General features: G+C 72.6%; 21 protein-coding genes and 1 pseudogene. 15 read left to right on the top strand and 7 right to left on the bottom strand.

The features are described 5' to 3' along the window. Positions 1–134 precede the first annotated feature (134 nt). The gene (gene glmM, locus ACWEOZ_RS14325) at positions 135–1,487 is read left to right on the top strand and encodes a phosphoglucosamine mutase (protein ID WP_360551883.1); all 1,353 of its coding nucleotides are present in this window, start codon (positions 135–137) and stop codon (positions 1,485–1,487) included. Between the two features lie 37 nt (positions 1,488–1,524). Here the strand turns inward: glmM and ACWEOZ_RS14320 are convergent, their stop codons facing one another. Next, a complete protein-coding gene (locus ACWEOZ_RS14320) occupies positions 1,525–2,712 on the bottom strand; it encodes a pyridoxal phosphate-dependent aminotransferase (RefSeq protein ID WP_451911152.1) in 1,188 nt (395 codons plus the stop codon). Positions 2,713–2,759: 47 nt separating this feature from the next. Beyond that, on the bottom strand, positions 2,760–3,272 hold the full coding sequence (locus tag ACWEOZ_RS14315; RefSeq protein ID WP_451911151.1) for an MmpS family transport accessory protein: 513 nt from the start codon (positions 3,270–3,272) through the stop codon (positions 2,760–2,762). A 63-nt stretch (positions 3,273–3,335) separates the two neighbouring features. Between ACWEOZ_RS14315 and ACWEOZ_RS14310 the strand changes: the two genes are divergently transcribed. Together ACWEOZ_RS14310 and glmS are read left to right on the top strand one after the other, a co-directional pair. Continuing rightward, positions 3,336–3,506 (top strand): hypothetical protein, encoded by a 171-nt coding sequence (locus tag ACWEOZ_RS14310; protein ID WP_451911150.1) that lies wholly within the window; start codon positions 3,336–3,338, stop codon positions 3,504–3,506. A 564-nt stretch (positions 3,507–4,070) separates the two neighbouring features. Then, entirely contained in the window at positions 4,071–5,954 is a 1,884-nt protein-coding gene (gene glmS / locus ACWEOZ_RS14305; RefSeq protein ID WP_360551889.1) for a glutamine--fructose-6-phosphate transaminase (isomerizing), read from the top strand. Here glmS and ACWEOZ_RS14300 read toward each other — a convergent pair. Further along, positions 5,941–7,419, bottom strand: a complete 1,479-nt coding sequence (locus tag ACWEOZ_RS14300) for an alpha/beta hydrolase (protein WP_451911149.1) — start codon at positions 7,417–7,419, stop codon at positions 5,941–5,943. The genes glmS and ACWEOZ_RS14300 overlap by 14 nt on opposite strands. Continuing rightward, entirely contained in the window at positions 7,416–7,694 is a 279-nt protein-coding gene (locus tag ACWEOZ_RS14295; protein WP_451911148.1) for a hypothetical protein, read from the bottom strand. The genes ACWEOZ_RS14300 and ACWEOZ_RS14295 overlap by 4 nt, the downstream gene beginning before the upstream one ends. A 159-nt stretch (positions 7,695–7,853) precedes the next feature. On the opposite strand from ACWEOZ_RS14295, the gene ACWEOZ_RS14290 reads away from it, so the two are divergent. The 12 genes from ACWEOZ_RS14290 (at position 7,854) to ACWEOZ_RS14235 (ending at position 19,180) form a co-directional block, all read left to right on the top strand. Beyond that, on the top strand, positions 7,854–8,222 hold the full coding sequence (locus tag ACWEOZ_RS14290; RefSeq protein ID WP_360834870.1) for a holo-ACP synthase: 369 nt from the start codon (positions 7,854–7,856) through the stop codon (positions 8,220–8,222). Between the two features lie 19 nt (positions 8,223–8,241). Continuing rightward, entirely contained in the window at positions 8,242–9,690 is a 1,449-nt protein-coding gene (locus ACWEOZ_RS14285; RefSeq protein ID WP_451911147.1) for an NAD(P)H-hydrate dehydratase, read from the top strand. 37 nt (positions 9,691–9,727) lie between these two features. Then, positions 9,728–10,882, top strand: coding sequence for an alanine racemase (gene alr / locus ACWEOZ_RS14280; protein ID WP_451911146.1), 1,155 nt, complete (start codon positions 9,728–9,730; stop codon positions 10,880–10,882). Further along, positions 10,879–11,997, top strand: coding sequence for an alpha/beta fold hydrolase (locus ACWEOZ_RS14275; RefSeq protein WP_451911145.1), 1,119 nt, complete (start codon positions 10,879–10,881; stop codon positions 11,995–11,997). The genes alr and ACWEOZ_RS14275 overlap by 4 nt, the downstream gene beginning before the upstream one ends. Next, entirely contained in the window at positions 11,994–12,470 is a 477-nt protein-coding gene (gene tsaE, locus ACWEOZ_RS14270) for a tRNA (adenosine(37)-N6)-threonylcarbamoyltransferase complex ATPase subunit type 1 TsaE (RefSeq protein WP_451911144.1), read from the top strand. Before ACWEOZ_RS14275 ends, tsaE begins: the two co-directional genes overlap by 4 nt. An 11-nt stretch (positions 12,471–12,481) precedes the next feature. Further along, the gene (gene ung / locus ACWEOZ_RS14265) at positions 12,482–13,144 is read left to right on the top strand and encodes a uracil-DNA glycosylase (RefSeq protein ID WP_451911286.1); all 663 of its coding nucleotides are present in this window, start codon (positions 12,482–12,484) and stop codon (positions 13,142–13,144) included. A 127-nt stretch (positions 13,145–13,271) separates the two neighbouring features. After that, entirely contained in the window at positions 13,272–13,928 is a 657-nt protein-coding gene (tsaB, locus tag ACWEOZ_RS14260) for a tRNA (adenosine(37)-N6)-threonylcarbamoyltransferase complex dimerization subunit type 1 TsaB (RefSeq protein ID WP_451911143.1), read from the top strand. Beyond that, the gene (rimI, locus tag ACWEOZ_RS14255; RefSeq protein ID WP_451911142.1) at positions 13,928–14,356 is read left to right on the top strand and encodes a ribosomal protein S18-alanine N-acetyltransferase; all 429 of its coding nucleotides are present in this window, start codon (positions 13,928–13,930) and stop codon (positions 14,354–14,356) included. The genes tsaB and rimI overlap by 1 nt, the downstream gene beginning before the upstream one ends. After that, positions 14,349–15,401 carry a tRNA (adenosine(37)-N6)-threonylcarbamoyltransferase complex transferase subunit TsaD gene (gene tsaD, locus ACWEOZ_RS14250; RefSeq protein ID WP_360551905.1) on the top strand — a complete coding sequence of 351 codons (1,053 nt, stop codon included), beginning with the start codon at positions 14,349–14,351 and terminating at the stop codon, positions 15,399–15,401. The genes rimI and tsaD overlap by 8 nt, the downstream gene beginning before the upstream one ends. A gap of 8 nt (positions 15,402–15,409) precedes the next feature. Beyond that, on the top strand, positions 15,410–15,664 hold the full coding sequence (locus ACWEOZ_RS14245) for a hypothetical protein (protein ID WP_451911141.1): 255 nt from the start codon (positions 15,410–15,412) through the stop codon (positions 15,662–15,664). Positions 15,665–15,707: 43 nt separating this feature from the next. Beyond that, positions 15,708–17,405, top strand: a complete 1,698-nt coding sequence (locus ACWEOZ_RS14240) for an ABC transporter transmembrane domain-containing protein (RefSeq protein ID WP_451911140.1) — start codon at positions 15,708–15,710, stop codon at positions 17,403–17,405. Next, positions 17,402–19,180, top strand: a complete 1,779-nt coding sequence (locus ACWEOZ_RS14235) for an ABC transporter ATP-binding protein (RefSeq protein ID WP_451911139.1) — start codon at positions 17,402–17,404, stop codon at positions 19,178–19,180. The genes ACWEOZ_RS14240 and ACWEOZ_RS14235 overlap by 4 nt, the downstream gene beginning before the upstream one ends. 9 nt (positions 19,181–19,189) lie before the next feature. Here ACWEOZ_RS14235 and ACWEOZ_RS14230 read toward each other — a convergent pair whose 3' ends face one another. From ACWEOZ_RS14230 to ACWEOZ_RS14220, 3 genes and pseudogenes are all read right to left on the bottom strand, one after another. Then, entirely contained in the window at positions 19,190–20,365 is a 1,176-nt protein-coding gene (locus tag ACWEOZ_RS14230) for an ROK family transcriptional regulator (protein ID WP_451911138.1), read from the bottom strand. Positions 20,366–20,402: 37 nt separating this feature from the next. After that, on the bottom strand, positions 20,403–21,659 hold the full coding sequence (locus ACWEOZ_RS14225) for a sugar ABC transporter permease (RefSeq protein ID WP_451911137.1): 1,257 nt from the start codon (positions 21,657–21,659) through the stop codon (positions 20,403–20,405). Further along, positions 21,656–22,024: pseudogene (locus tag ACWEOZ_RS14220) on the bottom strand (sugar ABC transporter ATP-binding protein); the annotation flags it as partial. The gene ACWEOZ_RS14225 and the pseudogene ACWEOZ_RS14220, both read right to left, overlap by 4 nt.

Below are 22,024 nucleotides of genomic sequence, written 5' to 3'. Positions count from 1 at the left end.
TGCACCACGTCTGACCGGACGGCCGGGTGCGCCCCTCGTAGGGCGTGCCCGGCCGTTCGCGTTTCCCTCTCTCACAACACGGCACCGGCCCACCGCACCCGGACAGGGGCGGACCGGCGAAAGGAACGACCGCCATGGGGCGACTCTTCGGCACTGACGGCGTACGCGGGCTGGCGAACGGTGACCTGCTCACCCCGGAACTGGCCCTGTCGGTCGCGGTCGCGGCTGCCCGGGTGCTCATCGAGAGCGACGCCAGCCATCAGCCGCTGGCGATCGTCGGGCGCGACCCGCGGGCCAGCGGCGAGATGCTGGAAGCGGCGGTCGTGGCCGGTCTGACCAGCGCCGGCGCCAACGTCGTCCGGGTCGGCGTGCTGCCCACGCCCGCGGTCGCGTACCTGGTCGGCCAGGCCGGCGCGGACCTCGGCGTGATGCTGTCGGCGTCGCACAACCCGATGCCGGACAACGGCATCAAGCTCTTCGCCCCGGGCGGCCAGAAGCTCCCGGACGAGCTGGAGGAGAAGATCGAGGCGGCCATCGCCGACGGGCACGGCCTGGTCGGACGCCCGACCGGGGCCGGCGTGGGCCGGGTGCACGACCTGCTGGACGGCGCCGAGCACTACGTCAAGCACCTGCTCGAGTCGACCCCGCACCCGCTGGCCGGGGTGAAGGTCGTGGTCGACTGCGCGAACGGCGCGGCGAGTGAGGTCGGCCCGACGGCGTACGAGGAGGCCGGCGCGGAGGTCATCGCGATCCACGCCGACCCCGACGGCCTCAACATCAACGACAACTGCGGCTCCACCCACCTGGAGGCGGTCCGCGAGGCCGTCCTGGAGCACGGCGCCGACCTGGGCCTGGCCCACGACGGCGACGCCGACCGCTGCCTCGCGGTGACCGCCGCCGGCGACGTGGTCGACGGCGACCAGATCATGGCCATCCTGGCCCTGGCCATGCGCGAGGCGGGCACCCTCACCGAGGACACCCTGGTCGCCACGGTGATGAGCAACCTGGGCCTGCGCCTGGCCATGAAGGACGCGGGCATCAAGCTGCTGGAGACCAAGGTCGGCGACCGTTACGTGCTGGAGGAGCTGGCGGCGGGCGGCTACGCGCTGGGCGGCGAGCAGAGCGGGCACATCGTGATGCCGGCGTACGCGACGACCGGCGACGGCGTGCTGACCGGCCTGCACCTGATGGCGACGATCGCCAAGACCGGCAAGTCCCTGGCCGACCTGGCGTCGGTGCTGCACAAGCTGCCGCAGGTGCTGATCAACGTCCCGGTCAAGGACCGGCAGGCGGGCGCGGCGGCCCCGACCGTGCAGGCGGCGGTGGCGCTGGCGGAGGACGAGCTGGGGGAGACCGGACGGGTGCTGCTGCGCCCGTCGGGCACCGAGCACCTGGTGCGGGTGATGGTCGAGGCCGTCACCGAGGAGCAGGCGCGGACGATCGCGGAGCGGGTGGCGGACGAGGTCCGGTCGGCCAGCCCGGCTTGAGTTGTCGACGAGCGGCGGGCCTCGGGCCCGCCGCTTCTCAGGCGAGGGTGCGGAGGCGCTTGGCGGCTTCGTCGATGACGTCCTCGCGTTTGCAGAACGCGAAGCGGATGAGCCGCCGGCCCTGCTCCTTGTGGTCGTAGAAGACCTGCGTGGGCACGGCCACGACGCCGCAGCGCTCCGGCAGCGAGCGGCAGAAGTCGACGCCGTCCGTGCCGCCCAGCGGGGTGATGTCGGCGGTCACGAAGTAGGTGCCCTCGGACGGCAGGACGCCGAAGCCCGCATCCGTGAGGCCGGCCACGAGCCGGTCCCGCCGGGCCTGCAGGCCGTCGCGGAAGACGGTGAAGTAGGAGTCCGGCAGGGCGAGGGCGACGGCCACCGCCGGCTGGAGGGGTCCCGCGTTCACGAACGTCAGGAACTGCTTCACGCGCATCGCCGTCGACACCAGCGGCGCCGGGCCGGTCGCCCAGCCGACCTTCCAGCCCGTGCAGGAGAAACTCTTGCCCGCCGAGGAGATCCGCAGGGTGCGCTCCAGCATGCCCGGCAGTGTGGCGAGCGGGATGTGCGGCGCGGCGGCGTCGGTGAAGACCAGGTGCTCGTAGACCTCGTCCGTGACGGCGTACACGTCGTGCTCTTGGCAGAGTCCCGCGATCAGCGTGAGCTCGTCGCCGGTGAAGACCTTGCCGGTCGGGTTGTGCGGCGTGTTCAGCAGGATCATCCGGGTGCGCGGCCCGAACGCGGCGCGCAGTTCACCCTCGTCGAAGCCGTACCGCCCGTCCGGGCCGGGCCGCAGCGTGACCGGCCGCCGGACCGCGCCGGCCAGGGCGATCGAAGCCGCGTACGAGTCGTAGTACGGCTCGAAGCACACAACCTCGTCGCCGGGCTCGCACAGCCCCAGAATGCTCGCGGCGATCGCCTCGGTGGCGCCGGCGGTGACCACCACGTCGGTGTCCGGGTCCCGGTCGAGGCCCCAGAACCGCTGCTCGTGCGCCACGATCGCGGCCCGCAGCGCGGGGATGCCCGGCAGCGGCGGGTACTGGTTCGCGCCCGAGCCGAGGGCGGCGGCGGCCGCGGCCAGCATCTCCGGTGGCCCGTCGGTGTCCGGGAAGCCCTGCCCGAGGTTGACCGAACCGGTGCGCACGGCCAGCGCGGACATCTCCGAGAAGATGGTGGTGCCGAACGGGCGCATGCGCCCGACGAGCGGATCGGCCGGGGTCGACGTCGTCACGACGCCAGCCTACGACCGTCCGCTCGGGTGCCGCTGCCCGCCGCGGGTCAGAACATCAACTTGGTGCAGGCGGCGGTGATGAAGCTGCCCTGGCTCGTCTTCTGGGCCACTTTCTGGCCGTCGACCTTGGCGCTGCAGCTCAGCTTGCCCTCCGAGGTCGCGCCCCGGACGGCGATGACCGAGACCAGCGAGGAGCCCTTCATCGTCACCGTCTTGCGCCACGGCAGCGTGGCGTTGCGGACCCGCTGCGGGTCGCCGCCGAGCTTCTCCACGTACACGATCTCGGCCGGTCCGTCGCCGGTGACCTCGTACTCGACCTTGAGTTCCTGGTCCGGGTCCACGTCCGGCAGGTTCGGCAGCCCGGTGGGCAGCTCGGTCGGGAGATCGGTGGGCAGTTCCGTGGGCAGGCCGGGCACGTCGGTCGGCAGGTCCGGCACCTCGGTCGGGAAGTCCGGCAGCGAGTCGATCTTCTCCTGGGCCTTGTCGGTGGCCCGGTTCACCAGCAGCACGGCCGAGGTCACGCCGCCCGCGCACAGCAGCAGCACCACTGCCACGAGCACGGCGATCAGCGGGACGTTGCTGCGCTTGGGCGGCGGAGGAGTGGCGCCGTATCCCGGCTGGCCGTGGCCGGGCTGCCCTGGGCCGGGTGGGCCGGGTGGGCCGTATCCGGGCTGGCCCGGGCCGTATCCGGGCTGGCCGTAGCCGGCCTGGCTGTACTCGGGCTGGCCCTGGCCGGGCTGTCCGTAGCCGGCCTGGCCGTACTCGGGCTGGCCGTAGCCGGGGGAGGGGCGTAGCCACCCGGAGGGGCGTAGCCGGGCGGCTGGTAGGCCGGCGGCGGGAACTGGCCCTGCTGATCCGGCGGCGGGTAGCCGGCCTGCGCGTCGTAGTGCGGCTGCGGCTGGCCGGACTGGGGCTGGCCCGGCTGAGGCTGACCCGGCTGGGCCGGGAACTGTGAGGTCGGCGGATAGCCGTCCGGCGGTCCGCTGCTCTGCGCGTTCGGCTGCGGCAGCGGGGCGTAGCCCGGCTGGAACGACGGCGCCGGCGGGCGCGGTGGCTCGGCCGACAGGGAATCGCCCGACGGGGACGACCAAGGCTGACCGGATACGGGTTCTTCCGCGGGGTACGGCCGCGTCGGGTCAGAAGGCGGTGGGTAGCTCAATCGTCTCTCCAGAGCAGGCGTCCGCCCGACGGTACGCCCTCGACGCCAGGATCGGATCACCCGGTCGTGTCAGCCGTACGCCTGACCTGGCCGAGGGTTCGGGCGCGACCGGCCGAACGGCTCTTTCGATCACGTCCGATGCGCGAAAGTATGGTTCTTGCGCAGCGGCCGTGAGCGGAAGTCCGCTACGCTGCCCCCCATGTGTGGGATCGTGGGTTACGTCGGCAGTCGGCCGGCTCTGCAAATCGTCCTCGACGGGCTCCGCCGGCTGGAGTACCGCGGTTATGACTCCGCCGGCATCGCCGTCATCGACGACTCGGTCATCCTGACCGAGAAGAAGGCCGGCAAGCTGGCGAATCTGGAAAAGGCGCTGGTCGAGCGGGCCGGTGACGGCATCTCGGTCGGCTCGACCGCGATTGGGCACACCCGCTGGGCCACCCACGGTGGCCCCACCGATCGCAACGCCCACCCGCACCTGTCGGCCGACGGCCGGGTCGCGGTGATCCACAACGGCATCATCGAGAACTTCGCCCGCCTGCGGGCCGAGCTCGAGGCGACCGGCGTCGAGTTCGTCAGCGACACCGACACCGAGTGCGCCGCGCACATGCTCGCCGCCGAGATGCGGGCCCTGCGCGCCGCCGGTGCCGAGGAGGGCCCGCAGCTGCTCGCCGAGGGCATGCGCCGCGTCGTCCGCCGGCTCGAGGGTGCCTTCACCCTGCTCGCGATGGACGTCGACGTGCCCGACGCGGTCGTCGCCGCCCGGCGTAACTCGCCGCTGGTCGTCGGCCGCGGCGACGGGGAGAACTTCCTGGCCAGCGACGTGTCCGCGTTCATCGAGCACACCCGCGAGGCCGTGGAGCTGGGCCAGGACCAGGTCGTGCTGATCACGCCGGCCGGCATCGAGATCACCGACTTCGCCGGTGCCCCCGCGACCGGCAAGGAATTCCACATCGACTGGGACGCCTCCGCCGCGGAGAAGGGCGGCTACGACTACTTCATGCTCAAGGAGATCGCCGAGCAGCCCCAGGCGATCGCGGACACCCTGCTCGGCCGGCTCTCCGAGCGCGGCGAGATCGTCCTGGACGAGGTCCGCCTCACCGACCAGGACCTGCGCGACGTGGACAAGGTCTTCGTCATCGCGTGCGGCACGTCGTACCACGCGGGCATGGTCGCCAAGTACGCCATTGAGCACTGGACCCGGCTGCCCTGCGAGGTAGAGCTGGCCAGCGAGTTCCGCTACCGCGACCCGATCCTGGACCGCTCCACGCTGGTGATCGTGATCAGCCAGTCGGGCGAGACGATGGACACGCTGATGGCCCTGCGCCACGCGAAGGAGCAGAAGGCCCGGGTGCTGGCCATCTGCAACACCAACGGCTCGACCATCCCCCGCGAGTCCGACGCGGTGCTCTACACCCACGGTGGCCCCGAGATCGCCGTCGCCTCGACCAAGGCGTTCCTGACCCAGCTGGTCGCCTGCTACCTGATCGGGCTGCACCTGGCCCAGGTCCGCGGCGTGATGTACGCCGACGAGGTCGCGGCGGTCGTCTCCCGGCTGCGCCGCACCCCGGACAACCTGCGGGAGCTGCTCGCCGACATGGAGGACGTGCGGGCGCTGGCCCGTGAGCTCAAGGCCGCTCCGACGATCCTGTTCATCGGCCGGCACGTGGGCTTCCCGGTCGCCCTGGAGGGGGCGCTGAAGCTCAAGGAGCTGGCGTACATGCACGCCGAGGGCTTCGCCGCCGGTGAGCTCAAGCACGGCCCGATCTCGCTGATCGACGACGGCACCCCGGTGGTGTGCGTGGTGCCGTCGCCGGCCGGCCGCGGCGTGCTGCGGGACAAGGTCGTCTCCAACATCCAGGAGGTACGCGCCCGCGGTGCCCGCACCATCGTCATCGCCGAAGAGGGCGACGACGCGGTGGGTGCCTACGCCGACCACCTCATCACCGTGCCGCGTACGCCCACCCTGCTGGCCCCGCTCATGACCACCGTGCCGTTGCAGATCCTCGCCTGCGAGATCGCCGCGGCCCGCGGTCACGACGTCGACCAGCCCCGCAACCTGGCCAAGTCCGTCACCGTGGAATGACATCGCCCCGCCCCACCGCGATGCCCGCGAGCGCGTCCAGCGCCGCGCTGCCGGGCTCCCAGTAGCCGAGGTGCCCGGCGTCCGGCTCGCTCGCGAACACGCGGGCGCCGAACGCCGGGTCGCTCGGATTGGTGCCGAAGAACAGGTCGTCCTCCGGCCGGGTGAAGGCCAGCAAGGCGCCACCCGGCACGGCCTGGCTGAGGGTCAGGTCCTCGACCAGGCTCCGCGGGGAGACGGCGGCCCATTGGATGACGTCGGAACGCGAGGTCGAGGACCACACCCGGTCCGCCGGCACTCCCAGCTCAGCCGCGGAGTCCACGCCCACGCCGGGTGAGCCGACGAAGACCACGTCGTCGGTGGCCAGGCCGGGCTGCGCTGCCGCGGTGCCCACGACCAGCGATCCGTAGCTGTGCCCGAGCACGGTCTGGTGCGCCGGTGCGCCGAGGTGAGTGGCCCGCAACCCGTCCTGGAACTGTCGTAGCCCGATGGCCCCGGCGGTGGCCTGGGACCGGCTCGCGGCCTCGTGCACGAAGTCCGGAGCGTCGTAGCCCAGCCACATGACGGTGCTGGTGGCGTTCTGCGGGGCCACTTCGGTCGCGCGGGTGGCGATCCGCTCGGCGCGGGCCAGCTCACCGCCGTACGAGGCCAGGTCGGCGGTCATGCCGGGCACCTGGGTCAGCACGTGCCGGGCCCGGTCCGGATCGCCCAGCGCGACCACGGCCCGGCCCTCGCCCGCCGGATCGATCTGCAGGAGATAGGCGCGCGGCCCGTCGCCATCGGCGAGCCGGTCCCGTAGCGCATCGAGGCCGGGGATTCGGGGCGGCAGCTCGTCGAGGGTCAGCCTGTTCGCCAGGTCCCGGAGGCCGGCCGGTATGCCGTCCAGCGGACCCAGCCGGCCCGGCTCGGTGGCGAGCAGCCAACGGCGCTGCGCCGGAGTCAGCGCCTCCCACCACTGCCGCACCTGGGCCGGCGTGGCGGTGCAGGACGGCGGATCACCCGTCGGCGGGCTTGCTGTCCCGCTCGTGTCCAGCTCAGTGAGCCTGCTCGTGGCTGCGCCGTCCGCCTCCGCCGCGATGGCCAGCGCCGTGGTGATGGCCGCCGCGGTGTCGCGTACGGCTGATGCTGGATCTCCGCTCACCGTGCCGTTGTCGGCGACCGTGACGCCCGCCGGGATGCCTTCCAGCATTGACCTGCTCCTGGCCAGAGCCGCGGCGAACTCGCTCAGCGCCTGGTCGGCGACCCAGCAACCCAGCCGGAACAGGTTCAGCCGGCGGATCAGCGTGGCGAGGTGCGCCGTGGCGGCGTCGGCGGCCGAGCCGGCCCAGATCGTGCGCAGGCAGGTGGCGTGGGCGCGCAGTTCGGCGGCCCAGCGCCCGGCCGTCGCGGCCCAGGCCCGCCACGCGGTGGCTGTGTCGCGCCAGCGACCGGGATCGGTGGCCCGCAGCTGGGGAAAGGTCACGGTCATCGGACGGCTCGGAGTCGCGCCGCGCCCCGGTCGTCCGCGTCGTCGTAGTCGTCCGCTGCCGCGGCTGCCTGCCGGGCCGCCGCCGAGATGTCGTCCGCGAGCGCCCTGAGCTGCACCTGAGCGGCGTCGGCGGCGGCCGCTGCGGCTTCGGTGGCTGACCAGGGCGGACCGGTCGGCGGTGGGGGCCGATCAGTACTGATCCGCGCGGCTGTCGCGGACAGCGCCCGGGCCCAGGCGCGGACCGCGGCGGCATCAACCTCGAGCTCGGACGTCATCGGCAACCTCCAGATCGCAACGGGTACGGCCGACGACGTTAGGGGAGTTCGGCCCCTCGGATTCGCCCCTGTGGACAAGCCGTCGCGGCGTACCCGGGTTGTCCACAGGCCTGGCGCACGACCGGCCGCCGGGGATCGCGGGCCGATAGGGTTGCTCGTGTGATCGTGTCTGTGGGGATCGACGTCGTGCTGGTGGACCGGTTCGCCAAGGCGCTGGAGCGCACGCCGCTGCTCGCCGACCGGCTCTTCACCGACTCGGAGCGCATGACGTCCTCCGGCAACCCGCGGTCGCCCGAGTCGCTGGCGGCGCGGTTCGCGGCCAAGGAGGCCGTCGCCAAGGCGCTCGGTGCGCCGGCCGGGCTGCGCTGGCACGACTGTGAAGTGGTCACCGATCCCGACGGACGGCCCTGGCTGACCGTCTCCGGTACGGTCGCGGCGGTGGCGGCCGAACGGGGCGTCAGCCGCTGGCACTTGTCGCTGTCGCACGACGGCGGCATCGCTTCCGCGATGGTCGTCGCGGAGGCCTGACTTACCTGGGGGTTGGAGCATGCGGCAGGCCTGGCGCGTGGCAGACGTCCGCGCGGCGGAGAAAGCCCTGATGGCGACTCTGCCGTCGGGCACGCTCATGCAGCGCGCGGCGGCCGGTCTGGCCCGCCGGTGTGCCCTGCTGCTGCAGGAGTCCGGCGGGGTCTACGGCGCCACGGTGCTGCTGCTGGTCGGCAGTGGTGACAACGGCGGCGACGCGCTCTACGCGGGTGCCACGCTCGCCGCGCGCGGTGCGGGTGTCCGAGCCGTGCTGCTGCGGCCCGACCGGGTGCACCTCGCCGGCCTCGCCGCCCTGCGCCGCGCGGGTGGCGTCACGGTCACCGACCTGCCCGGCCGGGTGGATCTGGTGGTCGACGGCATCGTCGGCATCGGCGCCAGCGGCGGTCTGCGGCCGGAGGCGACCGCGCTGGTCGAGCGCCTGCCCGAGCTGCGCGGCCGGGACGGGGTGCGGCCGCCGGTCGTCGCCGTGGACGTGCCCAGCGGGGTCGCGGTCGACACCGGTGACGTGCCCGGTGACGCCGTGCACGCCGACGTCACCGTCACTTTCGGCTGCCTGAAGCCCGCGCACGTCGTCGGCCCGGCCGCGACCCTGGCGGGTCAGGTCGAGCTGGTCGACATCGGCCTGGGTGCGACGCTGCACGCCGACCCGGCGGTACGGGTGCCCGACGCCGCTGACATCGCCGCCTGGTGGCCCAGGCCGAACGCCACCTCCGACAAGTACAGCCGGGGTGTCGTGGGGGTGGCCACCGGTTCTGCGACGTACCCGGGGGCTGCTGTGCTGTCCGTCACCGGTGCCCTCGCCGGCCCGACCGGCATGGTGCGTTACGCGGGCAGCGCCGACCGGGAAGTCCTGCGCCAGCACCCGTCCGTGGTGGCCGCCAAGCGGGTGGCCGAGGCGGGCCGGGTGCAGGCCTGGGTCTGCGGATCCGGCCTGGGCACCGACGACGCGGCCCGCACAGAGCTGCGCAGTGTGCTCGCCACCTCCCTGCCGGTCCTGTTGGACGCCGACGCGTTGACCCTGCTCGTCGACGGCCAGCACGCGGCTGACCTGCGCCGGGACGCGCCGCTTGTGCTCACACCGCACGACGGCGAGTTCGCGCGGCTGGCCGGCGAACGCCCCGGAGCCGACCGGATCGCGGCAGCCTGCCGGCTGGCGTCCTGGACGAACGCCGTGGTGCTGCTCAAGGGCGACCGGACGATCGTGGCCACGCCGGCCGGCGAGGCCTGGGCCAACCCGACCGGCACGGCGGCGCTGGCCACCGCCGGCAGCGGAGACGTGCTGGCCGGTCTGCTCGGCTCGCTGCTCGCCGCCGGTCTGCCCGCGGAACGAGCGGCGATCATGGCGGCGTACGTGCACGGGCTGGCCGGGCGCCGGGCCGAGCGCGAGGGCCCCGTGACGTCGCAGGATGTGGCCGCGGCACTGCGGCCGGTCCTGGCGGACCTCCTGTGACACAGGTTTTGTCATACCGCTCAGTAGGCTGGTGAACATGTGGCAGGCCGAGGTCCGGGTTGATCTGGACGCTATCCGGGACAACGTCGCGACGCTGCGCGCCGGCACCACCGCCGAGGTCATGGCCGTGGTCAAAGCCGACGGCTACGGCCACGGGATGCTGCCGGTGGCCCGGGCCGCGCTGGCGGGCGGGGCGACGTGGCTGGGCGTCGCCACCCTGGACGAGGCGTTGACGCTGCGCCGGGCCGGGCTGACCGTGCCGGTGCTGGCCTGGCTGCTGGCTCCCGGGCTGCCGCTGCACGACGGCGTTTCGGCTGATGTCGACCTCAACGCGGGCAGCCTGGGTCAGCTCGACGAGTTGGTCACGGCGGCCCGGCGGGCGCAGCGACCGGCCCGGGTGCACCTCAAGCTCGACACCGGGCTCGCGCGCGGCGGTGCCACTCCGGCAGAGTGGCCCGCCCTCCTGGAGGCGGCGGCGAAAGCGCAGGCCGACGGCGAGGTGGAGATCGTCGGCGTCTGGAGCCACTTCGTGTACGCGGACGCTCCCGGCCACGAGACCGTTGATCATCAGCTCGCTGTGTTCGCCGAGGGCCTGGCAACCGCGGAGCAGTACGGCATCGAGCCCCGATACCGGCACATCGCCAACTCGGCGGCCACGCTGACCCGGCCCGACGCGCACTACGACCTGGTCCGGCCGGGGGTGGCGATCTATGGGCTGTCGCCGTTGCCGCCCGAGCACGAGACGGGACTGCGTCCGGCGATGACTGCTCGGGCCCGGGTCACGCTGACCAAGCGGGTGCCGGCGGGGCAGGGCGTCTCGTACGGGCACGCGTACCACACGTCGAAGGAGACGACGCTGGCTCTGGTGCCGCTCGGCTACGGCGACGGGGTGCCCCGGCATGCGTCCAATGTGGGGCCGGTTTCGCTGGGTGGGCGCACTCGTACGATCGCCGGCCGGGTGTGCATGGACCAGATCATCCTGGACTGCGGGGACGACCCGGTGGCGGCGGGTGACGTGGCGGTGCTGTTCGGGCCCGGAGATGACGGCATGCCCACAGCCACTGACTGGGCCGAGGCGATCGGCACGATCAACTATGAGATCGTGACCCGCTTCGGCGGCACGCGTGTTCCTCGCGTCTACGACGGCACGGCCGGCGTCCCGACGGCCGGCGAGACAGGGGAGGGTGCGTGAGTCCCGCAAAGCCGTCGGCGAAGCCGTCCGCAAAGCCGTCCGGGAAGGTCGCTCCGCGGCGACGCGCCAAGCAGGTCGGGATCGTCGGGGCCGCCATCGGTCTCGCCGCGGCCGGTCTCGCCACCGCCTTCGCCATCGAGCGCGCCCTCGTGCGCAAGTCGCTGAACGCTCCCGGGGACCCCCACTCCGAGGAGGAGTTCGGCGACCAGCCGTTCGACCGTCAGCTCATCGTCACCGCCGCCGACGGCACCGATCTGCACGTCGAGATCGTCGAGCCCAAGGTCGCCGGGGCCAAGCCCACCGTCGTCTTCGTGCACGGCTTCGCGCTCGACATGGGCACCTTCTACTTCCAGCGGCAGGCGCTGACCGAGCTGGGTGAGAACAGGCTCGTCTTCTACGACCAGCCCGGGCACGGCCGGTCCAGCCGGCTGCAGTCCGGTGACTACGACATCGCCGCGCTGGGCAAGTCGCTCGCCGCCGTGCTCGACGAGACCGTGCCGGACGGGCACATCATCCTCGTCGGACACTCGATGGGCGGCATGACGATCATGGCGTTCGCGGAGCAGTATCCGGAGTGGTTCGGTGAGCGGGTCACCGGTGTCGTGCTGATGTCCACCTCGGCCGGCCTGATCGACAAGAGCAAGCTCGGCATTCCGTCGCTGGTCGCACGGGCCAGTGCCCCATTCTTCCCGATCTGGGGCGGGGCCGCCCGCATCGGCGGCGGCGCCATCGACAAGGCCCGGATCGCGGTCGGTGACCTGGCCTGGCTGCTCACCCGCCGGTACGGCTTCGGCGACGCCCGGCCCAGCCCGGCGCTGGTGACCTTCGTGGAGCAGATGAACTCGAAGACCTCCGTCGAGACCCTCACCAAATATCTGCACACGCTCTACTCGCACAACCGCTTCCCGGCGCTGTCCGCGTTGCGGGGCGTGCCAGTGCTGGTGCTGGTGGGCACCAAGGACTACCTGACCCCGGTGGCCCACTCCGAGGAGATCCTGCGGCACCTGCCCGAGGCATCGCTGGTGAAGATCGAAAACAGTGGGCACGTGGTCATGCTGGAGAAGGCCGCCGAGGTCAACGCCGCGCTGATCCCCTTCCTGGAGAAGATCTCGTGACGGCGACCCGGCTGACCACAGTGGAGGACACCCAGGCCTTCGGGCGCCGTCTCGCCGCGGTGCTGCGCCCCGGGGATCTGCTGCTGCTCACCGGCCCCCTCGGCGCGGGCAAGACCGCGTTGGTGCAGGGCATCGGCGCGGGGCTCGGCGTGCATGGGGCCATCACGTCGCCGACGTTCGTCATCGCTCGGGTGCACCGGCCCGAGCCTGCGCGGGGCGGTTCGGTTCCGCTGGTGCACGCGGACGCGTACAGGCTGGGTGACGCGACCGATCCGCGCGCCGAGATCGACGACCTCGACCTGGACGCGTCGGCCGACGACGCCGTCACGGTGGTCGAGTGGGGTGCCGGCCTGGTGGAGCAGCTCAACGACGAATACCTGGCCGTCCGGATCGACCGGCTCGACGACGACACCCGGGTCATCGACCTCGTCCCCCACGGCGGCGACTGGGCCGCCCGACTGGAGAAGATGTGAACCTGCCCGACATGCTCCCGCCCGCCTGGCGTACGGAGCTCCGGCCGTTCCTCGACGAAACGGCCACGGCAGCGCTCGGCGCCTACGTCGGCGAGCAGTACGCGACCAACACGGTCTATCCGCCTGTCGAGGACCTTTTCGCGGCGTACCGCCTGTGCCCGCCCGAGCAGGCCAAGGTGCTGATCCTCGGTCAGGACCCCTATCACGGGCCGGGGCAGGCGCACGGCCTCAGCTTCAGCGTCCGGGAAGGGGTGCGGATCCCGCCGTCGCTGCGCAACGTGTTCAAGGAGCTGGCCGAGGACGTCGCCGTGCCGCCGGCCACCAGCGGCGACCTCACCGGCTGGGCGCGGCAGGGGGTGCTGCTGCTCAACGCGGTTCTGACCGTACGCGCGGGAGCGGCGGCGTCCCACGCGAACAAGGGCTGGGAGGCGTTCACCGACGCGACGATCCAGGCGCTGAACGCCCGCGACGAGCGGGTGGTGTTCCTGCTCTGGGGCAGCTATGCCCGGAAGAAGGCGGCGCTGGTCAGCAACCCCGCGCACGTGGTGCTGGAGGCGGGTCACCCGAGCCCGCTGAACCCGAAGGGCTTCCGCGGCTCCCGTCCCTTCAGCGCGGCGAACAAAGCGCTGGCCGACGCGGGCCGCCCGCTCATCGACTGGAACCCCCGAGCCTGACCCGCCGTCCGTCCGGCCGTCGATGCGCTCACCGGTGCGCCGGCCGGCGTGCCGGGCCGGGCGGCAGCTGGCGTGCCGGGCCGCGCCCGGCTCCGCTCATGCCGTCCCAGGCAGTTAGGGTTCTCAGGTGCTCGTACTCGCTCTGGACACCTCCACCCCCGCGGTCACCGCCGCTCTCGGGGAGGTTTCCGACAGTGGCATGAAGGGGATCGCCGAGCGCCGCACCGTCGACCCCCGGGCCCACGGTGAGCGCCTCGCCCCCCAGATCCAGCTGGTGCTCGACGACGCCGGTGTCCGGCCGCGTGAGCTTGTCGCCATCGTCGCCGGTGTCGGCCCCGGCCCGTTCACCGGCCTGCGGGTGGGGCTGGCGACCGCCGCCGCCATGGGGCAGGCGCTGGGCATCCCCACGTACGGGATCTGCTCCTTGGATGCTCTCGGCCGGGCCGCCGGGCCGGGCCGGGTCCTGGTCGCCACCGACGCCCGCCGCCGCGAGGTGTATTTCGCCACCTATGCCGACGGCGTCCGGGTCACCGGTCCTGATGTTGCCAAGCCCGCTGACGTCCTGGTCGCGGCCGATCGGGCCGTCGGTGAGGGCGCTCTCAAGTACAGCGAGATCTTCGGGATCCCGATCGACGACCGGCTTCTTTTTCCCTCCGGGGAGGCGCTTATCGCCTTGGCCGCGGAGCAGGTCCGGCAGGGGGCGCCGGGGGATCCGCTGACCCCTCTCTACCTTCGCCGGCCGGATGCCGTCGAGCCCTCCGTGCGCAAGGCTGTGCTGCCCTGATGCGTCTCACCCGGTTCCGGTGGTGGCACATCGCCGAGGTGCTGCCCATCGAGGAGGACCTGTTCGGCGCCGAGAAGTGGTCGGCTGCCATGTTCTGGAACGAGCTGGCGCAGCGGCATTTCTATCTTGTCGCCGAGGAGGACGAGAAGGTCGCCGGTTATGCCGGTCTCGCCATCGTCGACCAGCAGGAGTGCTGGGTGCAGAACATCGCCGTCGACCGGCGGGCCCAGCGTGGTGGCATCGGGCGGCAGCTGCTGGAGGCGCTGCTCGCCGAGGCCGGTCAGCGCAAGGTGCTGCTGGAGGTCGCCGTCGACAATGCGCCTGCTCAGCGGCTTTATGCCGGCTATGACTTCGAGCCCGTCGGTCTGCGGCGCGGCTACTACCAGCCCAGCAACACCGACGCCGTGGTGATGATGCGCAATGCCTGACGAGCCCCTTGTTCTCGGGATCGAGACCTCCTGCGACGAGACCGGCGTCGGCATCGTCCGCGGGCACACCCTGCTCGCCGATGCGCTCGCCTCCAGCGTCGACCAGCATGCCCGCTTCGGCGGGGTGGTGCCCGAGGTCGCCAGCCGGGCCCATCTCGAGGCGATGGTGCCGACCATGCAGCGGGCGCTCGACGACGCCGGGGTCACCCTGGCCGACATCGACGCGATCGCCGTGACCGCCGGTCCCGGTCTCGCGGGGGCACTGCTCGTCGGGGTCGCCGCCGCCAAGGGGTACGCGCTGGCCGCCGACAAGCCCATCTACGGCGTCAACCACCTCGCGGCCCACGTCGCCGTCGACACCCTCGAGCACGGACCGCTGCCCGAGCCGGCCATCGCCATGCTCGTCTCCGGCGGCCACTCGTCGCTGCTGCTGGTCGACGATCTCACCGCCGGGGTCACGCCGCTCGGCGCGACCATCGACGACGCCGCGGGGGAGGCCTTCGACAAGGTTGCCCGGCTGCTCGGGATGGGTTTCCCCGGCGGCCCGGTGATCGACCGGACGGCCCGCGACGGCGACCCCGCCGCGATCGCCTTCCCGCGCGGCCTCACGTCGCCCAAGGACCAGCTCAAGCACCGGTTCGACTTCTCCTTCTCCGGGCTGAAGACCGCCGTGGCGCGCTGGGTCGAGGCCCGCGAGCGCAGCGGTGAGCCGGTGCCGGTCGCCGACGTCGCGGCCAGCTTCCAGGACGCCGTCTGTGACGTGCTGACCAGCAAGGCCCTGGACGCCTGCCGGGAGCACGGCGTCGAGACGCTGATCATCGGCGGTGGAGTCGCCGCCAACTCGCGGCTGCGGGTGCTGGCCGAGGAGCGCGCCGCGAAGCTCGGCATCCGGGTGCGGGTGCCGCGCCCCGGCCTGTGCACCGACAACGGCGCCATGGTCGCCGCCCTCGGTTCGCATCTCGTCGCCGCCGGTGTCGCGCCCAGCCGGCTCGACCTGCCGGCCGATTCCGCCATGTCATTGACCTCGGTCACTGTGGCGGGGTAGGAATCAGCATGATTGCTCGCATGTGGGAGGTACGGGCCCTGGGCAGCGGCTTCGACGAGCTGCTCAGCTGGGTCTGCGACGTGGCCCTGCCGCAGGTCGAGGTCCTGCCGTCGCACGTGTCGAGCGAGGTCTACTCGTCGACCGACCACCGCATCGTGGTCATCTCCCGCTGGCGGCACACCCCGGCCGACCTGCCCACGCCGCCGGCGCACCTGACCGCCCGCGCACCGCACGCCTGGGATTTCACGCCCGTCGATAGATAACGTGCTTCCCCGTGACGGCGCAGTTTCGTACCGTCAGGGGAGAATGCGCGAGCTGCCGCCTGCCGACCCCGGCATTCCCGACGACCGGTCCGCCACCCGCTACCTGGGCTGGCTCGCCCGGCGCACCTGGCCATCCACCACCGGGGGCGCGATCTTCGGCATCATCTGGATGACCTGCCAGGCGCTGGTCCCGGCGGTCATCGGCCGGGCCATCGACGCCGGGCTGACCCACCGGGACGGCGACGCCCTGCTCACCTGGAGCCTGCTGCTGCTCGGCATCGGCGTGGTGCAGGCCGCCACCGGCGTCACCCGGCACCGGCTGGCCGTCTTCAACTGGCTGGCCGGCGCCTACCGCACCGTCCAGGTGGCTGTCCGGCAATCGAACCGGCTCGGGTCGGCCCTGCCGCGCCGGCTGCAGGCGGGCGAGGTCGTCGCCATCGGCACGGCCGACATCAGCCACATCGGCGGAGCGTTGGACATCACCGCCCGCGGGGCCGGCTCCCTCGTGGCAATCATCACCGTGACGGTGATCCTGCTGTCCACCTCGCTGCCGCTGGGGCTGGTCGTGGTGCTCGGGGTGCCGCTGCTGATGGCAGTGGTCGGCCTGCTCATCCGGCCACTGCACCACCGCCAGCAGGCGTACCGGGAGCAGCAGGGCCGGCTGACCGGCCGGGCCGGCGACCTGGTCGGTGGGCTGCGGGTGCTGCGCGGGGTCGGCGGCGAGCCGGTCATGTCCGGCCGCTACCGGACCGAGTCGCAGCGGCTCCGGGCGGCGGGCCTGCGGGTGGCGTCCGTGGAGGCGTTGCTGGAGGCGGCCCAGGTGCTGCTCCCGGGCATCTTCCTGGTGCTGGTGACCTGGCTGGGGGCCCGCTTCGCCCTGTCCGGGCAGATCACCCTCGGGCAGCTGGTCTCCTTCTACGGGTACGCGGCGTTCCTCGTCGCGCCACTGCGGCAGCTCACCGAGACGCTGGACAAGCTCGCCCGCGGTCACGTCTCCGGCCGGCGCGTGGTGCGGATGCTGCGGGCCCGCACCGACCTGCCCGACCCCGTACGCCCGGCACCCGCGCCGGGCCCGGGAGAGCTGGTCGACAGCGTGTCCGGGGTGGTGGTGCGGCCGGGAACGGTCACCGCGATCGCCGCGGCCGTGCCGGCCGACGCCGTCGCCATCACCGATCGGCTCGGCCGCTACGTCGGCAGTGCACCGGGTGCGGCGGCGACGCTGGCCGGCGTACCGCTCAATGATCTTGATCTGGCGACCGTGCGCGAACGGATCCTGGTGGCCGACAACGAAGCCCGCCTGTTCTCCGGGCCGCTCCGGGACGATCTGGATCCGACCGGCACCGCGCCGCTGGCCGACGCACTGGCGGCGGCCGGCGCGGACGAGATCGTCGCCGCGCTGCCCGCCGGGCTGCGCACCGAGGTCGCCGAACGGGGCCGCACCTTCTCCGGTGGCCAGCAGCAGCGGCTGCGGCTGGCCCGCGCGCTGATCGCCGACCCCGAGGTGCTGGTGCTGGTCGAACCGACCAGCGCGGTCGACGCGCACACCGAGGCCCGGATCGCCGCCCGGCTCGGACCCGCCCGCCGCGGGCGCACCACGGTCGTCTGCTCCACCAGCCCGCTGGTGCTGGACCGGGCCGACGTCGTCCTGTACGTCGAGGACGGGGTGGTGGTCGCCGAGGGCACCCACCGGGAGCTGCTGGCCGGCCACCCCGGCTACGCGAGGACGGTGTTGCGGGAGTGAGCAACGCGCTGCCCGTGGCGGACACCCGCCAGGTCCGCCGGTACGCCCGCACCCTGTTTCGCCGGCACCCACGCCCCCTGCTGCTCGCCGTGTCGCTGCACGCCGTCGCCGCGATCGCCGGACTGGCCGGGCCGCGGCTGCTCGGTGAGCTGGTCGAGTCGTTGCAGCACGGCGCCGGCGTCGGCACCGTCGACCGGATCGCGCTGACCATCGCCGGGTTCATCGTGGTGCAGGCGGTGCTGGTCCGGTTCGCGTACCTGGCCTCGGCCCGGCTCGGCGAGGGGGTGCTGGCCGAGCTGCGGGAGGAGTTCGTGGACCGGGTGCTGGCCGTGCCGCTGTCCACCGTGGAGCGGGCGGGGACCGGTGACCTGCTGACCCGTACGTCGCGGGACGTCGACGCGCTGTCGCGGTGTGTGCGGCTGGCGGTGCCGGAGACGATGATCGCGCTGCTCACCACGGTGCTGACCGTGGGCGCGCTCATTGTGGTGAGCCCGTTGCTGGCGCTGCCGCTGCTGACCGCCGTACCGGTGATCGGGCTCTCCGCCCGCTGGTACCTGCGCCGGGCCGGTCCGGGCTACCTGCGTCAGAATGCCGCGTATTCGCAGGTGACCGACGGTCTCGCGGAGACCGTCGAGGGTGCCCGGACGGTGGACGCGCTGCGGCGGCAGGACGATCGGATCCGGCGTACGGACGCCGACCTGCGCCGCTCCTTCCGCACCGAGAAGTACACGCTGTTCCTGCGCACTGTCTGGTCGCCCATCGTGGAGACCGGATACGTGCTGCCGGTCGTCGGCACGCTGCTCATCGGCGGCTGGTTCTGCCTGCGGGGCTGGGTCAGCCTGGGCCAGGTCACCGCGGCCGTGCTCTACGCCCAGCTGCTGATCGACCCGCTCGACCGCTTCCTCGGCTGGCTGGACGAGCTGCAGGTCGGCGCCGCCTCGCTGGCCCGCCTGCTCGGTGTGGCCGAGACACCGGGAGCGGCACCGGAGGAGGACGCGGTTCCGCGCGGCGCCCGGATCGTCGCCGACGACGTGCGGTTCTCCTACGTCGCGGGGCGGGAGGTGCTGCACGGCATCTCGTTGACCATCGAGCCGGGGGAGCGGCTGGCGATCGTCGGACCGTCCGGCGCCGGCAAGTCGACCCTGGGCCGGTTGCTGGCCGGTGTCTACGCGCCCGGCGCCGGCTCGATCACGGTCGGCGGCGTGCCGCTCGCCGGCCTGCCGCTGCACCGGCTGCGCACCGAGGTCGCGCTGGTCAGCCAGGAACACCACGTCTTCATGGGTACGCTGCGCGACAACGTCGCCATGGTCCGGCCCGGTTGCCGGCCGCACGAGGTCCGCGACGCGCTCGCCGCCGTGCACGCGCTGAGCTGGGCCGACGCTCTGCCGGCGGGGCTGGACACGGAGGTCGGCACCGGCGGGGTGACGCTGTCGGCGGCGCAGGAGCAGCAGGTGGCGCTGGCCCGGCTGGTCCTGGCCGACCCGCACACGCTGGTGCTCGACGAGGCGACGTCACTGCTGGACCCGCGGGCCGCCCGCGACCTGGAACGGTCGCTGGCCGCGGTGCTGCGCGGCCGTACGGTGGTGGCGATCGCGCACCGGCTCTTCTCGGCCCACGACGCGGACCGGGTGGCGGTGGTGGAGGACGGCCGGATCACCGAGCTGGGCTCGCACGACGACCTGGTGGCGGCGGGTGGCTCCTACGCGGCGCTGTGGGCCTCGTGGCACGGCGCGCCACCGGTCACCGCAGCGCCACCCCGGGCAGCGCCAGGGTGATCAGACAGCTCACAACAGTGGATCGGCCAGCAGCCGTTCGAAGGCGAGTTCGGCCGCGCCGATCAGGGCCGCGTCCGTGCCCAGCTCGGGGGTGCGCAGCCGGACGTGCTCGCGGCAGGCGGGCAGGGCGACCTCGTTGAGGCGGCTGCGGATCTGGGCCGCGGCGACCAGGTAGACGTCGCGCAGGGTGCCACCGAAGATCACCGCCTCCGGGTTGAAGATGTTGATCAGGTTGCCCACGCCGAGTCCGATCCAGTCGCCGACGTGCCGGACCGCCTGCTGGGCCTCCCAGTCACCGCGCATCGCCGCGTCCACCACGTCCAGCACCGCCTCGCGCCCGCTCAGGTGACCGCGCCCGGCCAGCTCCAGCAGCGCGAACTCGCCGATCTCGGTCTCCCAGCAGCCCCGCGACCCGCAACTGCACGGCCGGCCCTTCGGGTTGACGACCATGTGGCCGACCTCGCCGCCGTAGCCGCCGTGGCCGGTGACGCGCCGGCCGCCCGCGATGATGCCGCCGCCGACGCCCACGTCGCCGTACAGGTAGATGACATTGTCGCGGCCCGCCGCCGCGCCCCGGCTGTGCTCGACCAGCGCCGAGACGTCGGCGATGTTGCCGACGATCAGCGGGCCGACGTCACCGATCTCCTCGCTCAGGGCCTCACCGACCGGTTCCTCGACCCAGCCGATGGTCGGGGCCAGCCGGACCATGCCGTCGTCGCGGCGGACCATGCCGGCCACGGCCAGGCCACCGCCCACGTAACGGGCGCCCTCGGGGACGTCCAGCCGCATCTCGTGGATGAAGCCGGCCAGCGGCTGGATCGCGTCGATGACCTGCATGCCGCGCGGACGGTCGGTCTCGCGCCGGTCCAGGATCTTGCCGCCCAGCCCGACCCGGGCGGCCCGCAGCCGGTCCACCTCGATCGCCAGCGCGTACGCGTAGACCTGGGACGACTCGGGCCGGACGACCAGCGAAGGTCGTCCGGCCCGGCGGGTCTGCTGCGGCGGGCGCTCGGTGACCAGCCCGGCGGCGGCCAGATCGGTGGTCAGCGCGCCGATGGTGCTGCGGTTCAGGCCGAGCTTGGTGGTCAGCTCCGCTCGGGACGTAGCGCCGTGAATGTGGACGTACCGCAGCAACGTCCCCAGGTTGTGCCGGCGTACCTCCTCCTGGCTGGGGCCCGCTCGCATCAGGTGGCTGCCCCCTTACCGTGACCGTGAGGCTCGCTCATCGGTTCCCGGTGGCTGCCGCTCTCCGCCGCGACAACGCGTCCACGCTGGCGGCCAGAAGCAGGATAAGACCTGTGACGACGAACTTGGTACCGGCGCTGTACCCCATCAGGCCCATGCCGTTGTCGATCACCGCGATGACGGCCCCGCCGATGACCGCGTCGAGCACCCGGCCCTTGCCGCCGAAGAGGCTCGTGCCGCCGATGACGGCCGCGCCGACCGCGTACAGCAGCACGTTGCTGCCACCGGAGTTCGGGTCGACCGAGTTGGCCCGGCTGGCGGCGATGATGCCGCCGATCGAGGCCATGAACGAGCCGATCACGAAGACCGAGATGCGGATCCGGTCGACCGGGATGCCGGCGCGCCGGGCCGCCTCGGTGTTGCCGCCCACGGCGTACACGTGCCGGCCGTAGGCCGTCCGGCCCAGCACGAAGGTCCAGATGATCAGGAAGACCGCGATGATCGGGGCCACGATCGGCACGCCCTTGACCGACCCGCTGATCAGCGGGTTGATGCTGCGCTCAGTGGTCAGCACCGCGACGGCGGCGAACAGGATGACCGCCAGCGCGATGATCCGGCCCAGCACGATGCCCACCGGGTCGGTGACCAGGCCGCGGACGGCGCGCCCGCGGAGCCGGGCGAACTGCAGGGCGGCGTACCCGGCCACGGCCAGGATCGCGAGCGCCCAGCTCACCACGACCGACATGTTCTTGTTGGCCAGCGAGAGCACGAACGTCTCCCGGATGGAGATGTTCTTGCCGCCGCTGAGCAGCACCAGCAGGATGCCCTGGAAGGCCAGGAACGCCGCCAGCGTGACGACGAAGGACGGGATGCCGACCTTCGACACCAGGAAGCCCAGTACGAAGCCGATGGCCAGCCCGGTGACCAGGGAGACGAGGATCGCGGGGGCCCAGTGCCAGCCGTGGGTGGTCAGCAGGATGGCCATGACCGCGCCGCAGACGCCGCTGGCGAAGCCGGCCGACAGGTCGATCTCGCCCAGCAGCAGCACGAAGACCAGGCCCATGGCGATGAAGATGACCGCCGCGCCTTGCGAGAACAGGTTGGCGAAGTTGACCGCGCTGAAGAACGTGGGACGGGCGATACCGAAGATCAGGCACAGCACGATCAGGCCGAGGATGGCCGGCAGGCTGCCGATGTCGCCGCCGCGTACGCGGCCCCAGTAGTCGTGCAGGTGGCTGGCGACCGTGGGCTTGACCACCTGGACGCCGGCACTCGTGGTGGTGGTTGTTGTCATCGGTCCGCTTCTCCCGCAGGCGTGATGTCGGCGAAGCCGGAGGCGGCCGGCTTCTCGGGCGGCAGGCCGAGGTTGCCGCTGCGTCCGGAGGTGATGAGTTCGACGATCTGGGAGTGGGTGACGTCGGTGGTTTTGACCTGGGCGGCGGTGCGGCCGAGGTAGAGGGCGGCGACGCGGTCGGAGACGGCGAAGACGTCGTTCATGTTGTGGGAGATGAGGACGACGCCGAGGCCGTTGTCGGCGAGGCGGCGGACGAGTTCGAGGACTTGTGCGGTCTGGGCGACGCCGAGGGCGGCGGTGGGTTCGTCGAGGATGACCACGCGGCTGTTCCAGAGGACGGCTTTGGCGATGGCGACGGTCTGGCG

It is taken from the genome of Actinoplanes sp. NPDC004185, from assembly GCF_053603475.1.
Note: the sequence above shows the minus strand (reverse complement) of the source record. Positions and strands in the feature narration are given on the sequence as shown.